The organism is Paraburkholderia podalyriae (assembly GCF_014397785.1).
GTDB lineage: Bacteria > Pseudomonadota > Gammaproteobacteria > Burkholderiales > Burkholderiaceae > Paraburkholderia > Paraburkholderia podalyriae.
In genome coordinates, this window is record NZ_VZQQ01000002.1 from 37,508 (window position 1) to 50,933 (window position 13,426).

A 13,426-nucleotide genomic window follows, 5' to 3' on the forward strand; every position below is an offset into this window, starting at 1 on the left:
CCCACAATAGATCTCCTCAAACTGACTCAGCGCGCGAACTGCTGCGGGACGGCGACGTGTGCACCGGTTGAAGCCGACTCTTCAAGCGCAAGCGCGGTGACCAGTGACCGGTATCCGTCCCGGCCGGTCGCAGCGGGATCCTCACCGAGCAGAACAGCGCGATGGAACTGGGCGACTGCGGTGACATAAAGGTCCTGGTGGACGACCTCGATGATTTCGAAACCTGCTGCTGAACGCAGCTCGATTTCCCCGACGGCGCGCTGGGTCATCACGTCGCGTGCGATGAGCGAGCCTTCGGTCCCGTGGACCTCGAGGCCGGTCGGCGCGTACGGCACGGTGAACGCGTCGTGAATCTGGGCAAGCACGCCGTTACTGAACCGGATGATTCCCATCACGCCGTCGGCGAGGCCGCGTGTACCCATGCTTCCGGACGAGGTCATCGCGCTCACTTCGACGGGTTCTGCATCCAGAATGAAGCGAAGGGTGTCGGCGTCGTGCACGGAGATGTCGAGCACGACGCCGCCGCCCGCATCAGGGCGCTCGATTCGCCAGCCGCGGAGGTGCGGAGGCAGGGAGACCGCGTGGAAGACACGCACGTAAAGCGGCGTGCCAACTGCACCGGAAAGGATGAGTTCACGCAGACGGCGGTGTGTCGCTGCGCACCGCAGGTGATGGTTCGTGCCAAGGACAACCTGGTGGGCGGCGCATGCCTCGATCATCTGGCTCGCATCAGCCTCTGAGAGCGCAAGCGGCTTTTCGCAGAGCACGTGTTTGCCGGCAGCGGCAGCCGCCAGTACCTGAGGCAGGTGTTTTTCGTTCGTGCTGCTGATGTAGACCGCGTCGATGTCGCGATCGGCGAGGATCTCATCGAGGTTCGTGCCGGACTTTGAAATCCGATGCTTGTCGGCGAACTCGCGGGCGCGCCCGGCGCTGCCGCTGACGACCGCTTCGATCGTGCCGTCCGGCTGCGACCGGATCGCGTTGACCATCCACTCGTCGGCTATCGTGCTGGCGCCGATTAGCGCCCAGCGAATCTTGGAAGTCATTGTCTCTCTCCATTGGAACGTTCCAACCAGCGTTTATTGGATCGTTCCAACAAACTGTAGTAGACTCATTTCACCGTGTCAAATACTTTTTGGAACGTTCCAATTGTGCAAAGCAACATGAAAACAGTTCCGACGATTCAGGACATTGCAGCGGCTGCGGGGGTATCCAAGTCGACGGTCTCGCTGGTCCTTCAGCAAAGCCCAAAAATCAAGGCGGAGACGGCCGACAAAGTGCGGGCGGCGGCACAGCTTCTCGGCTACGTCTACAACCGCGGCGCAGCAAATCTGCGCGGGACCCGAAGTACCATCGTCGGGATGGTCATTAATGATCTGACCAACCCCTTCTTTGTCGAGTTGCTCGTCGCCATCGAGCGGGTACTCGCGCAGTCCGGATACACGACGCTGATGGCGCACACTGCCGAAAACGTCGCGACCCAAACCCGTGTTCTGCAATCGATGCGTGAGCAGAATGTGGCCGGCCTGATCATGTCTCCTGCGCTGGGAACACCTGAGCAACTGCCGGACGAGATCAAGTCCTGGGGAATTCCACTTGTCCTCGTCATGCGACCGATGGGCACGGATGTCGACACGGTCGGAGTCGACAACAGCTTTGGATTCGCTCTCGCGACGGAACATCTGATTGCTCAGGGCCACACACGTATCGCATTCGCCGGCAATCGAACGGGGTATGCGGTTGCGAACCAGCGCAGGCAGGGCTACCTCACGGCGATGGCCAGTCATGCCCTGACTGTCGCCGACGAGTGGATCATCGACGTTGAACTGACTCCGGAGGGCGGTCGCAAGGCAGTCCGCTCCATCTTCGAGATGCGGCCTCGTCCGACGGCGGTGGTTTGCTATAACGACCAGGTTGCGTTTGGCGTGTTGCATGAGCTGGACCGAATGGGCAAACGTGCGGGCAAGGCGCTCGCGGTCGTTGGCTGTGACAATGTGGTGGCGGCAGAACATACCAATCCGCCGCTCACTACTCTTTCCGCCGGAGCGGACAAGCTCGGCACGATCGCGAGTGAGACGCTGCTGGCCAGGCTCGATCCAGCGGCGGACGGAAAAGAACCACCCGTGCAGTACTTCGCCATTCCGCAGCTAGTCGTCAGGGAATCAAGCGTGGGCTCCGCGGGGCGCCACCCGCATCTTTCCGTCGATGCCCCCCGCACCGAACGTCGCGTTGCAGGCCAGCGGCAGTAGACTTCTGTCCCCTTGATGCATCGCGCGTCAGCCAGAGAGCCTGGCCAGATCGTGGCGGGCCGTCTGGCTAACCCCGAACCGACCAGGCTACCCGCCTACGAATCGGTGGATTGCCTTTCAGCCCCCAGCGACGGCGTTTCACAGCGTAGAGCCCATCTGGTCCTTGCCGAGTTCAGTCAGGTCTGTCTCCGCCGCACGTCCGACAAAGTCGACTTCGAAATTGTCCGCAGGAAAGTCCGGCGGGCTATCTCCGTTGAGGAAGGTCGGCAACTGGCGTTTAAGGTAGGCGTCGTTCTTTGCACACGCTGGCGCAGCCGATATGTACATGACGTTGCTGTAACCCTTGCCACGATGGGCATCTTCGACCGCGTGAATCACGTCGCTATGCCAGAAGACGGTGTCCCCTGCCTGCATCAGTGGAATGGAGGACAACGCTTGTTGAAGCGGACCATGCCACTCCCGCTTGATCGAAAGTGCGCGGCCAGGTAATGCGCCGCACAGATCGTCGTCTGGCACGTCATCCTGGAGCGCGCGCAACAACACATACACCATGGCGTTGGCAATTGGCACAAGCTGAAGCGTGCCGTCTCCCGGACCTTGCGCAGTGAGCGCTGTCCAGCCCTGGAAAGTACGGAACATCGAACAGACAGTCGGTGACGGAATCTCTCTCGCCTCGGGGCGATACGCGGCGTCGAACGCGTCGTAGCGGCGCCAGTCGCCGCTAAACACGTGTCGATAGACACGCCGGAAATTGTCGTCAAGCCAACGTTCGACTGACCCACCGTCGCAATGAGCAGACAGCCCGAGCGACTCAGAGCCGGGGGGGCGACGCCGCAGCCGGTCCGCGTACACCGGAACGCGGTCCGGATCGAAATGAACGCGCCCTTCGCTGTCGTGTTTCCAGAGGCGGTTCAGAAAGACGCGCGTCTGAGTGAGTTCGGGCGCCTGGCGCGCTTCGACCTGAGGCTTCGACCAGTAAATGCCATAGATCTGGGGCTTGCTCGAAGCGAGGTTGCCGAAGTACTTGTCTTCTGCACGATGCGCGAGTTTTTCGTCGAGGTCATTGGACTCGACATACTCAGCGACCTGCGCGTCCCAGCGTTCAGCGCGCTCGCGGCTGAACACGCCCCGGACGACGCAGGCTCCTCGATCCTTGATCGATGCGATCTGCGCGGCGCTCACCCGGTCAGCCGCGATGTCCGCATACTGGATTTCAGGAATGACGGACTCACCGCGAGCACGCTGCGCCACGATGGTAGCGACCTTGCGCTGAATTTCAGCTTCGACCTGCTGGAATACCTCCTTATAGTTCGGAAGGCCGGCGCGCAACAGCTTTTTAACCGCCCGGATTGCGGTCGGCAAATCGTCGATGTGAAGGGATTCCATGGTGGCGTCTCCTGGTGTTCTTTGATGACTGAAGCTTAGCCTGGGCCACGATGGACGGGTGATACAATAAGGTCAACTTCTTTGCGATTCCAGCCATGAAGCCTCTATACGAACATGTCGAGATGAGCGCCGGATGCTCAGTGCGGGTTTATCACCGGAAGCTTCCGCGTATTCCGTTCGAATGGCACCATCACCCGGAATATGAACTCACCTTGACGATGAATAGCCGTGGCAAGTGCTACATCGGTGACTCGATCGCCGGGTACGAGGGCGATGACCTGGTGCTCGTCCCGCCGGACTTGCCTCATACCTGGTCGTCGAACCGTTCGATCGACGACAGCGCCCCGCAGGTCGCTATCGTCATCTGGTTCAAAGGCGACTGGGCGCGACGACTGGCAGATTGCTGCCCCGAGTACGAAGCACTTCATCGGCTTCTGCGACGCGCTGCCTGCGGCCTTGCGTTCAGAGCGGAAGCCGGGGCAACGGTGCGTAGCCGACTCGAGGGTCTTTTGTCAGTGTCTCCCAGAGAGAGACTCAGCGTTGCGCTGGACATCCTGTGCACATTGGCCGATGAGGAAGCACGGCCACTCGCGTCCCCCAACGCATTCGATCAGAGCAACGTCGGGCGGCCGTCCGGCCACGAGCCGGAGCGGATAAATCGGGCGTTAGCAGTTATCGAGGCACGGTTTGCCGAACGGCTGACACTTGCGGAATTAGCCGCCGCCGCGACCCTTTCAGAGCGCACACTCAATCGATACTTTGTTCAACATATCGGCGAAAGTGTCGGGAAGTATGTGAGCCGTGTGCGAATCGGTCACGCATGTCGAATGCTCGCAGACACCTCATGGCCCGTGTCGGTTATCGCGGCGCATTCGGGATTTCCCAACGTTGCCAATTTCAACCGTCAATTTCGCGCACTAAAAAAGACGACTCCCGCAGCCTATCGGAAAGAGTTTGCGGGTCGGCCACGACATCAACTGAATGCCCCGTTGACACTGGAGGCGAGGTCGCCATCCCTGGACCGCTGATGAATGGCCTTCAGCTTGTGACTAAGCGGAGCGCTTGGCTCGCGATATCGTGTGCGATGAAGCGACGGCTCCGATTCCCCTACTTTCGATGACCGCACGCGTGCGCTGGGAGGTTCGCGCGGCTGCCTCCCGGATCGATTCTACGAGCCGTTCCAGATTCGCAAATTCGAGGCGCTGCGTCGGTACGATCACCGCAAGCGATCCGACTGCTTCGCCCGAATCGTCCGTGAACAGCGGCGACGCCAGTGCAGAAACGCCGTTTTCCAGTTCGTCCCTCGACAGGTAAAAGCCCGCGCGTCGGATTTTGAGCAGCGACGCGCGGAACTCGTCGAGTGTCGCCCCCAAGCCGCTTTGCGCGATCTCTTCGGCATACTGATCGAACAGAACCGCCAGCTTGGCCTTCGGAAATGTGGACAGGATCGCTTTTGGAGCGGCGCCGAGAAACAGGGGCCGCGGACGGCCCCGGCCGTATCGGAGGTCAAGCGGCGCGTCGTGTGTCTCGCGATGCGTATCAACGAGCTCGCTTCCGTACCAGCGTGACATCACCACATCGAAGCCCGAGTGTTCGCTCAACTCGCGCATGATCGGCTGGCCGATCGCAAGCAGCGGATCCGACACGCGCAGATGGTAATCAAGCTTGATGATGCGAGGGCCGAGACCATAGTCCCCGCCTGCAAAGCGGATGAGCAAGCCGGCGTCCACGAGCTCGCGCACATAGCGGTAAGCCGTTGGAATCGAGCAGTCGAGTTCGGTGGCAACGTCTTCGACGGACAGGAACGGCTTCGCCTCCGAAAACAGCTCGAGTATGGATAACAGTCTCGTGATGCTCGACATCTCTGTGCTGGGCTCCTCGTGTGTGAACGGATTATATCCGCGCTTATGCAAGCCCCATCCGCTCGGCCATTTCTGCCTGCCAGACGCTGCGCGGCCTGAACCCCGATAGCGCGCGCGCATGGTGTTCAACGGCCGCGATCAGATCAGCATCGGGCAAGTTGAAGTCGACAGGCACCCGCATTGGCTGATCGACATACCACGGCGTGTCGATGAAGAGCTCGAGGCGGTTGCCTTCGGGATCGCGCGCATAGATCGAGATCGCATTGCCGTGAGTGACGGGGTTGATTTCCTCCAGGCCTTCCGCGACGAACCGCTGGTAAAACTGCCTCAGCGTGGCAAGGCTGTCCGCTTCGAACGAAATCTGGTTGATCGGATTGAACGTCAAGTGTTCGGGGCGGCCGCTCGCGAGCACGATCTGGTGATGCACCGCGGGATCGCGGCTCAAGAACACGAGTCGCACAGTGCCGTGCGGCGTCTGCAGCGTCCCCCGATCCGTCACGGTGAACTCCAGCACCCGGGAATAAAAGTCCTCCACCCGTGCCATGTCGCTCACATAAAAACCCATGTGACTCAGCGACAGGCCCGCTCGCGCTTGCTTCATACCGTTCATGCTTGTCTCCACGTAGTGATAAACCCTAACAAAAAAGACGTTGTGTCCTTTGTTAAATTTAGTTTATTCTCAAAATAAGATAAATGCACAACTTTTTGAAGGATCGAAGCGCTGATCGCATCGACTTTTTATCCACCGGAGCATCAATGAAACTCGCCAGCTTTTCTACCCATCAAGGCCCCTCGTTCGGCATCGTTCGCGACGCAACCGTATTCGACCTCGGCAAGCGTCTTGGCGGCCGCTATGCGGATCTGAAAGCGCTGATTGCCGCCGATGCATTCGGCGAGGCCGCCCAGGCGGCCGAAGGTACCCAGGGCGACTACCCGCTGTCGGAAGTCACGCTGTTGCCGGTCATTACGAACCCCGGGCAGATCTTCTGTATCGGGCTGAACTATGCCGAGCACGTCAAGGAAACCAATCGCGAGACCACCGAGCAGCCGGTCATCTTCATGCGCGTGCCGGCTTCGCAGGTTGGCCATGGCCAGCCGATGCTTCGTCCGCCGGAGTCGCAGCAGTTCGACTACGAGGGCGAAATTGCCGTCGTCATCGGTCGCGGCGGACGGCGCATTGCCGAAGCCGACGCGTGGAATCACATCGCTGGCTACGCCTGTTACAACGACGGCTCCGTGCGGGACTGGCAGCGCCATACGAGCCAGTGGGGGCCGGGTAAAAACTTTTATCGCACCGGCGCGTTCGGGCCGTGGATGGTGACGAGCGACGAGATCGAACCCAACGCGGTGATGACGCTCGTCACCCGCCTGAACGGCCAGGAAGTACAACGCGCGACGACGCAGATGCTGATCCACGGCATCGCCAAACAGATCGCCTACCTGTCGACCTTCACCCCGCTCGCTCCAGGAGATGTGATCGTGACCGGCACGCCCGGCGGCGTCGGCGCGAAGCGCAACCCGCCGCTCTTCATGAAGCCGGGCGACGTGACGGAAGTGGAGGTAGATCGAATCGGTGTGCTGTCCAACCCGGTCGCCGACGAGTAACACCCAGCGCCGGACTCACGCTGTGCGTGCGCCCGGCGTCTTCCAGACGGACTCAGACATGTCAGATAAAACCATTTCGACGCACGCGTGTGATTACGACGTGGCAGTCATCGGCCTCGGGCCCACCGGAGCGACGCTGGCCAACCTGCTCGCAATCGAAGGCTTGCGGGTGCTGGTGCTGGAGCGAGACAAGGACATTTTCGCGCTACCCCGCGCAGTGCACTTCGATGGCGAATGCATGCGCGTGTTCCAGACCGTCGGCATCGCGGACTCACTGCTTCCCAAGCTGTTTGTCGGTCCCGGCATGAAATTCGTGAACGCCGAGGGCAAGTTGCTGATCGACTGGCAGCGCCCCACTTGCATCGGGCCGCATGGCTGGTGCGCGAGTTACAAGTTTCATCAGCCCGATCTCGAGAACGCGTTACGTGAACGCCTGGCCGGCCAGCCGAATGTCGATGTGCGCCTGCGTCACGAAGTGTTCGCGCTAGACGAGACGAGCAATGGCGTCCGGCTCCGCTTCGAAGACACGAGTTGCGGCAAGCTCGGCCATGCCACTGCCCGTTACGTCGTCGGCTGCGACGGCGCGCGCTCGATTGCGCGGCGCTTCATGGGCACCGAACTCACTGATCTGAAATCGCATGAACGTTGGGTGGTCGTCGACGTATTGCTTGACGCCCCTCGGCCCGACCTCGGCGATTACTCGATTCAATACTGCGACCCGGCGCGCCCGACCACCTACACGCGCGGCCCCGGCAATCGCCGCCGCTGGGAGATCATGGTGATGCCCGGCGATGATGCGGCACAACTCGGTTCTCATGAGTGGCTGTGGGGCAAGCTCGCTCGCTGGATTTCGCCGGCCGACGCACGCCTCGAACGTTCCGCCATCTACACCTTTCACTCGGTGGTGGCCAACGGCTGGCGCCGTGGACGACTTCTGCTTTCCGGAGATGCAGCGCATCAGACGCCGCCCTTCATGGGCCAGGGAATGGCGGCCGGTATCCGCGACGCTTCGAATCTCGCATGGAAGCTGGGTGCCGTCATCCGCGCAGAGGCGCCTGATACCCTGCTCGATACCTACGAATCCGAGCGCTCGCCGCACGTGCGCGAATTTATCGAAACAGCGGTACAGCTCGGGTCCGTGATTCGGACGACCCGTCCGGAACTTGCCAGCAGCCGCGACAGCGAAATGAGCGCAGCGATTCGCAATTTCGTCACCCCGCAACCGAAGCTCGGCCCGGGAGCCTGTCTCGATGAACCATCAGGCGTTGTTGGACAAATCGCCCCCCAACCCCGTCTGGCGGACGGACGCCTGCTGGACGACGTGGTCGGCTATCGCTTTGCACTCGTCGTGCTACCGGAGTTGCTCGCTGAATGTAGCGACATTTCTAGTCGCGCCGCGCAGGCTGGCGTCGAGATCGTCGCCAGCGAAGGGGCTGCCGTCCGTGAGTGGTTAGCTTCAACCGGCGCTTCAGCTGTGCTTATACGTCCCGACCGGTATGTGTATGGCGTCGCTCAGGAGGCGGAATCCTTGTGCTGTCTGCTTGAACACGCATTACCTGGCCTGCAGACAGAGAGCGCATGACCTGGTAAGCCCGCAAAACGCGTTGAAGCGCGAGAGACATCGTTACCAACGCACACCCATCATTGGACAAAGAAGCCAACAATCACTGGAGGAGTCATGGAGACAACCCGTAATCCGGTCGGCGGCGCCGACCGCCCGCAGCCCCCCGGCCTGACATGGTCGCAGTGGAAGATGATTCTCATCGCGAGCCTTGGCGGCTCGCTGGAGTTTTACGATTTCATCGTCTACGGCTTCTTTGCGCATAACATTGCGGCCCAGTTTTTCCCGAATGCGTCGTCGCTGATCAGCATGCTCGCGACTTTCTCCGTGCTTGCGATCGGATACGTGATCCGGCCGCTCGGCGGGATTGTGCTCAGTAGCTGGGGCGACCGTTATGGCCGGCGTCCGGTATTCCTTGGCTCGATCATTGTGGTCACGACCGCGACCATCTGTCTGGGGCTGCTGCCCAACTACCAGAGCTGGGGCACGACCGCGTCGATCCTGTTGATCATGCTTCGCATGCTGCAGGGTTTTTGCGTCGGCGGAGAAATGCCCGGCGCCATCACCTATGCGGTGGAAGCGGCACCGCATCGCGCGGGCCTTGCCGCGGGCATCATCATCTGCGCGGTCAACGTTGGCGTGTTGCTGGCCACGTTCGTCAACCTCGGCATCCAGACTTACCTCTCCGCTGCGGATGCGGCGGCGTATGGCTGGCGGATCGCGTTTCTGTTCGGCGGGGTTTGCGGAATCGTCTCCTACTGGATGCGCCGCAATCTGGATGAGTCTCCCGAGTTCAAGAAGATGCATGGAGCCGTCGTCAAACAACCGTTTCGCGAGACGCTGCGACGTCATGGCAAGGCCGTTGCGGCGGGCGCGCTCACGATCGCGGTGATGGCCGGCGTCAACGGCATACTCTACGGCCATATGCCCGCTTATCTCGTGCAGCAGTTGCATTACGCACCCCGGACTGCGGCGATTGCCCAGAACGCTTATCTGATCGTCAGCTCTTTCGGCCTGCTCGCTGCGGGCTGGCTCGGCGACAAGATCCCGCGCCGGTATCTCCTGCGCACGTCCGCGGCGCTATTGCTCGTGTTGAGCTACCCGTTCTATCAAGCGCTCGTCAACCATACCGTCGATCCGGTCGTGCTATTTGTCCTCGCCGGCGTGGTTTTCTCACTTGCAAGCGGGACTTGGGCGTCGGTACTCGCCGATCAATTTCCTGTCCAGGTCAGATTCAGTGGAATCGCGCTTGCATACAACCTGTCGGTCGTCGTCTTCAGCGGCTTTGCGCCGTTGCTGGCGACTCTACTGATTCGCCAGACCGGTTCCCTCGCAGCGCCAGCCTACTACGTTTTGTGCGCATCCGCAGTCGCGCTGCTTGCAAGCTATGCATTGCCGATGGGAAGGTTCGCGGCCGAACCCATTTCGCAGGGAAATCGACTGAGCGGCGAATTATTGCGTTGACCGCGGCGAACGATTCGCCGCGCGGAAGATGCCCGCGAACACACAACTCAACAGGCTGCCGGTGCCGTTCCTGACGGGCCACGCGCATGCCACAGCCGCAGGAGAATCACGATGAAGCATGCGTTCGCTCAAACCGCCGTCGACGCAGCGGAAAAACAACGCTGCGACGCCACTGTGTCAGGGGACATGCTGACACTGGCCTCGCTTCTCGACGACGAGCTGATGTTCGTTCACTCATCCGGCTACGTTCATGGCAAGTCGGAGTATCTGACTTTCCTCGCCGAGAAGATCGAGACACGGCAGATTAAGCGTCCGCAGCCGCTCGCGTACAGGTTTCTGCGAGACATGGTGATCACGACGGGTCGTCTTGAGCAGTCACTGGTGCGCAGGGTGGATGGATCCGAGGTCGAGATTCGCGCGCTCGTCACGCAGATCTGGATCAAACGCGAAGCTGTCTGGAAGCTGTGGCACGTCCATTCGGGGCGCTTGCCGGACTGACGCGAATCGCTATCAGCCCGGCGACTGCGCGCATCCATAAGTGGCCAGGAACACGTCAACCGCTCTTTGAACGGTTTTCGTGACGTTGCCCGGCGTCGTGTCCGGCGGCAGCCCAGAAGGCAAAGCTCCACCAGCTCCGCCTGGCACAGCGCCCGAAGATGCGCTGCCGCGACGGTCGGGTCACACTTGCGCAACTGGCCGGCCTCGCAGGACTGCTGCAGGAACTCGGTCACCATTTGCCAGCCGAGCTTCAGTCCACGTTCGTAAAACAACGCTCCCACATGCGAGCGGCCGCCTTCATGATTGGACAGACGGCGTACCGCGAGCAACTGCGGCTGCACCGCGGTCAGGTAGTGCTTGCCGAAGCTGATCAGCTGTGGCGCGTTTCCGAGAGGCGTCTGAAAATTGCCATGCTGAGGCCACCGATGACATGACAATCTTCGCCGTGGGCCTCACATCCTCGTTCAGTGCAGACAGTCTCCGGCAAAGATTCGGATGGTAGCCCCTGGACGGCTTACTGCGGCCGCGGCTGGCCGCGGCAGCGCTCGTCATCGTGTGGCTCAGCGTGAAGACCGCCGAATCAGTCGCGAGGCGGCTAGGTCGGGAAGTGGATCGGCTTGCTCATGCCCGCATCGGACAACGCACACAACGCTACCGCCGACCAGTCGTGCGCGGCGCCCATCCCTTGCGAACGCAAGGTCAGGAAGCGGTCGCGCACGAGGCTCGCCAGCGGCAACGGCACACCCAGCGCCTCGGCGGCCGCCAGCATCAGACGGTTGTCCTTCTGGCCGAGCGGCAACGAAAAACCCGGCGGCTGGAACTGCTGGGACGCGATCAATGGGCCGTAGATCTTGTACGGCGGCGCGTTGAAGTTCGCGCTCGTCAGCAATTCGACGAGGCGCATCGGGTCGATGCCCGCCTTGCCGGCCACCGCACAGGCCTCGCCCAAAGTCTCGATGATCGCGGACAGCATGAAATTGCCGATCAGCTTCACAAGGTTCGCCTGCGAAGGATCCGTGCCGACGATGCCGACCGACTGTCCGAGTTGCTCAAGAAGCGGGACCGCGACGGTGAGATGCGTGTCCTCGCCCGCGGCCATGATGAAGAGCTTGCGCGCCGCAGCGGCGTCGGGCCGTCCGAATACCGGCGCGGACACGAAAGGGAGTTCCGCTTCGCGGTAGCGCGCCGCGTGATCCTGCGCGGCCGCCACGCTAATCGTGCTCATCGAGATATGCAGCGCGCCCGGTCGCAGCGCGTTAGCAATACCGGCCTCGCCGAACGTGACGGCGGCATGCGCGGCATCGTCGGCGACCATCGTGAACACGACATCAGCCGACTCCGCGGCGTGCGCCGGGCTTGCGGCGACCCGTGCGCCAGCGGCGCGCAAAGGCTCCGCCCTCGCGGCCGTGCGGTTGAAAACATGCACCTCATGCCCCGACTCGACCAGGTTCATCGCAATTGCGGCGCCCATCGAGCCAAGACCTACGAATCCAATCTTCATGGTGATAATCCAGGAGAACAGTCAAGCGGACACGGGATCGCTCAGACTGCAAGTTGATAGACCTGGCGGCTGACTTCGAGCGTCACGTCGCCGTGCTCGCCCAACGCCGTCATCCCGTGCTCTTCGAGCTTGTTGATCAGCGTGCCGATGGAGCTGCCGCCAATCTGATAGTCGCGCAACCGGGTCCCGAGCGACATGCGCTCGAAGAACACGCGGGTTGCCGTGATCGCCGCGCTGATGCGCTCGTCCTCGCTACCCTCGGTAATGTTCCAGACGCGCTCCGCGTATTGCAGCAGCTTGGCGTGCTTCTGTTGCCGTCGCACGCTCAGCATGGCCGGCAGCACGATCGCGAGCGTCTGCGCATGATCGAGCCCGTGCAGCGCGGTGATTTCGTGGCCGAGCATGTGAGTCGCCCAGTCCTGCGGCACGCCTGCGCCGATCAGGCCGTTGAGCGCGAGCGTCGCGGTCCACATGAGGTTGGCGCGCACCGCATAGTTGTGCGGCTCGGCAAGCGCCTGCGGGCCCACTTCGGTCAACGTGATCAACAGCCCTTCAGCAAAGCGGTCCTGCACTTTCGCATCGACCGGATAGGTCAGGTACTGCTCGACGACATGAACGAATGCGTCGACGACGCCGTTGGCGATCTGCCGCGGCGGCAGCGAGTAGGTCGTGACCGGATCGAGCACGGAAAATCGCGGATAGGTTGCATCGCTGCGAAACGGCAGCTTGTCGCCTTTCGCGCGATGGCTGATCACGCCGCCGTTGTTCATTTCGGAACCCGTGGCCGGCAACGTCAACACACTGCCGAACGGCATCGCGTCGCGCACTTCGACCTGTTTCGCGAGGATGTCCCACGGCTCGCCGTCGAACTTCAGTGCGGCCGCGATGAACTTCGTGCCGTCGATCACCGAGCCGCCGCCGACTGCGAGCAGAAAGTCGAGGTCGCGCTCACGTGCCAACTCGACCGCCTGCATCAAGGTTTCGTAGGTGGGATTGGGCTCGATGCCGCTGAACACGAAATAGGAGCGCTCGCCGAGCGCTGCCTGTACTTGCGCGAGCACGCCATTGCTCTTGACGCTGCCGCCGCCGCACGTGATCATCACGCGCGCGTTGGTCGGGACCTCGGTGTCGAGTGCGGCGATCTGGCCTTCGCCGAACAGAATGCGAGTTGGATTGTGGAAGATGAAGTTTTGCATGGGGACCTTGCTTTCCTGCATTGATATGACCGGTCGTCTCAACTGCGGACAAACCGCGCACCGCAGAGCGACTGCGCGCCGCCCGGCGCGCCGACCTCGCTTAC

12 protein-coding genes and 1 pseudogene are annotated in these 13,426 nt (G+C 61.6%); 6 read left to right on the forward strand and 7 right to left on the reverse strand.

Annotated elements, in window-relative coordinates; translation table 11 throughout:
• Window positions 1-26 precede the first annotated feature (26 nt).
• Window positions 27-1,046, reverse strand: coding sequence for a Gfo/Idh/MocA family protein (locus F6X42_RS02480; protein ID WP_187632694.1), 1,020 nt, complete (start codon window positions 1,044-1,046; stop codon window positions 27-29).
• A gap of 117 nt (window positions 1,047-1,163) precedes the next feature.
• On the opposite strand from F6X42_RS02480, the gene F6X42_RS02485 reads away from it, so the two are divergent.
• Window positions 1,164-2,249: a LacI family DNA-binding transcriptional regulator gene (locus F6X42_RS02485; RefSeq protein ID WP_187632695.1), complete on the forward strand. Its 1,086-nt coding sequence runs from the start codon at window positions 1,164-1,166 to the stop codon at window positions 2,247-2,249.
• A gap of 138 nt (window positions 2,250-2,387) precedes the next feature.
• On the opposite strand, the gene F6X42_RS02490 is transcribed toward F6X42_RS02485, so the two are convergent.
• Window positions 2,388-3,635 carry a DUF1479 domain-containing protein gene (locus tag F6X42_RS02490; protein ID WP_187632696.1) on the reverse strand — a complete coding sequence of 416 codons (1,248 nt, stop codon included), beginning with the start codon at window positions 3,633-3,635 and terminating at the stop codon, window positions 2,388-2,390.
• Window positions 3,636-3,730: 95 nt separating this feature from the next.
• Between F6X42_RS02490 and F6X42_RS02495 the strand changes: the two genes are divergently transcribed.
• A complete protein-coding gene (locus tag F6X42_RS02495) occupies window positions 3,731-4,663 on the forward strand; it encodes a helix-turn-helix domain-containing protein (protein WP_187632697.1) in 933 nt (310 codons plus the stop codon).
• Between the two features lie 21 nt (window positions 4,664-4,684).
• Here the strand turns inward: F6X42_RS02495 and F6X42_RS02500 are convergent, their stop codons facing one another.
• Together F6X42_RS02500 and F6X42_RS02505 are read right to left on the reverse strand one after the other, a co-directional pair.
• The gene (locus tag F6X42_RS02500; protein ID WP_187632698.1) at window positions 4,685-5,497 is read right to left on the reverse strand and encodes an IclR family transcriptional regulator; all 813 of its coding nucleotides are present in this window, start codon (window positions 5,495-5,497) and stop codon (window positions 4,685-4,687) included.
• A gap of 43 nt (window positions 5,498-5,540) precedes the next feature.
• Entirely contained in the window at window positions 5,541-6,107 is a 567-nt protein-coding gene (locus F6X42_RS02505) for a VOC family protein (RefSeq protein WP_187632699.1), read from the reverse strand.
• Window positions 6,108-6,253: 146 nt separating this feature from the next.
• On the opposite strand from F6X42_RS02505, the gene F6X42_RS02510 reads away from it, so the two are divergent.
• The 4 genes from F6X42_RS02510 to F6X42_RS02525 all read left to right on the forward strand — a co-directional run bounded on the left by F6X42_RS02510 (window position 6,254) and on the right by F6X42_RS02525 (window position 10,625).
• A complete protein-coding gene (locus F6X42_RS02510) occupies window positions 6,254-7,102 on the forward strand; it encodes a fumarylacetoacetate hydrolase family protein (RefSeq protein WP_187632700.1) in 849 nt (282 codons plus the stop codon).
• 58 nt (window positions 7,103-7,160) lie between these two features.
• Window positions 7,161-8,684, forward strand: coding sequence for a bifunctional 3-(3-hydroxy-phenyl)propionate/3-hydroxycinnamic acid hydroxylase MhpA (mhpA, locus tag F6X42_RS02515; RefSeq protein WP_187632935.1), 1,524 nt, complete (start codon window positions 7,161-7,163; stop codon window positions 8,682-8,684).
• A 96-nt stretch (window positions 8,685-8,780) separates the two neighbouring features.
• On the forward strand, window positions 8,781-10,127 hold the full coding sequence (locus tag F6X42_RS02520) for an MFS transporter (protein WP_187632701.1): 1,347 nt from the start codon (window positions 8,781-8,783) through the stop codon (window positions 10,125-10,127).
• A gap of 111 nt (window positions 10,128-10,238) precedes the next feature.
• Window positions 10,239-10,625 (forward strand): nuclear transport factor 2 family protein, encoded by a 387-nt coding sequence (locus tag F6X42_RS02525; RefSeq protein WP_187632702.1) that lies wholly within the window; start codon window positions 10,239-10,241, stop codon window positions 10,623-10,625.
• Window positions 10,626-10,783: 158 nt separating this feature from the next.
• Here F6X42_RS02525 and F6X42_RS43755 read toward each other — a convergent pair.
• The 3 genes and pseudogenes from F6X42_RS43755 to yqhD all read right to left on the reverse strand — a co-directional run.
• A pseudogene (locus F6X42_RS43755) lies at window positions 10,784-10,966 on the reverse strand (TetR/AcrR family transcriptional regulator C-terminal domain-containing protein); the annotation flags it as partial.
• A gap of 254 nt (window positions 10,967-11,220) precedes the next feature.
• A complete protein-coding gene (locus F6X42_RS02535; RefSeq protein ID WP_187632703.1) occupies window positions 11,221-12,126 on the reverse strand; it encodes an NAD(P)-dependent oxidoreductase in 906 nt (301 codons plus the stop codon).
• A gap of 41 nt (window positions 12,127-12,167) precedes the next feature.
• Window positions 12,168-13,322, reverse strand: coding sequence for an alcohol dehydrogenase (yqhD, locus tag F6X42_RS02540; protein WP_187632704.1), 1,155 nt, complete (start codon window positions 13,320-13,322; stop codon window positions 12,168-12,170).
• Between the last annotated feature and the right edge of the window lie 104 nt (window positions 13,323-13,426).

Bases quoted from the DNA above. Each gene is read 5' to 3' on its own strand.
- F6X42_RS02480 (WP_187632694.1), bottom strand. From the start codon at position 1,046: ATGACTTCCAAGATTCGCTGGGCGCTAATCGGCGCCAGCACGATAGCC.
- F6X42_RS02485 (WP_187632695.1), top strand. From the start codon at position 1,164: ATGAAAACAGTTCCGACGATTCAGGACATTGCAGCGGCTGCGGGGGTA.
- F6X42_RS02490 (WP_187632696.1), bottom strand. From the start codon at position 3,635: ATGGAATCCCTTCACATCGACGATTTGCCGACCGCAATCCGGGCGGTT.
- F6X42_RS02495 (WP_187632697.1), top strand. From the start codon at position 3,731: ATGAAGCCTCTATACGAACATGTCGAGATGAGCGCCGGATGCTCAGTG.
- F6X42_RS02500 (WP_187632698.1), bottom strand. From the start codon at position 5,497: ATGTCGAGCATCACGAGACTGTTATCCATACTCGAGCTGTTTTCGGAG.
- F6X42_RS02505 (WP_187632699.1), bottom strand. From the start codon at position 6,107: ATGAACGGTATGAAGCAAGCGCGAGCGGGCCTGTCGCTGAGTCACATG.
- F6X42_RS02510 (WP_187632700.1), top strand. From the start codon at position 6,254: ATGAAACTCGCCAGCTTTTCTACCCATCAAGGCCCCTCGTTCGGCATC.
- mhpA (WP_187632935.1), top strand. From the start codon at position 7,161: ATGTCAGATAAAACCATTTCGACGCACGCGTGTGATTACGACGTGGCA.
- F6X42_RS02520 (WP_187632701.1), top strand. From the start codon at position 8,781: ATGGAGACAACCCGTAATCCGGTCGGCGGCGCCGACCGCCCGCAGCCC.
- F6X42_RS02525 (WP_187632702.1), top strand. From the start codon at position 10,239: ATGAAGCATGCGTTCGCTCAAACCGCCGTCGACGCAGCGGAAAAACAA.
- F6X42_RS02535 (WP_187632703.1), bottom strand. From the start codon at position 12,126: ATGAAGATTGGATTCGTAGGTCTTGGCTCGATGGGCGCCGCAATTGCG.
- yqhD (WP_187632704.1), bottom strand. From the start codon at position 13,322: ATGCAAAACTTCATCTTCCACAATCCAACTCGCATTCTGTTCGGCGAA.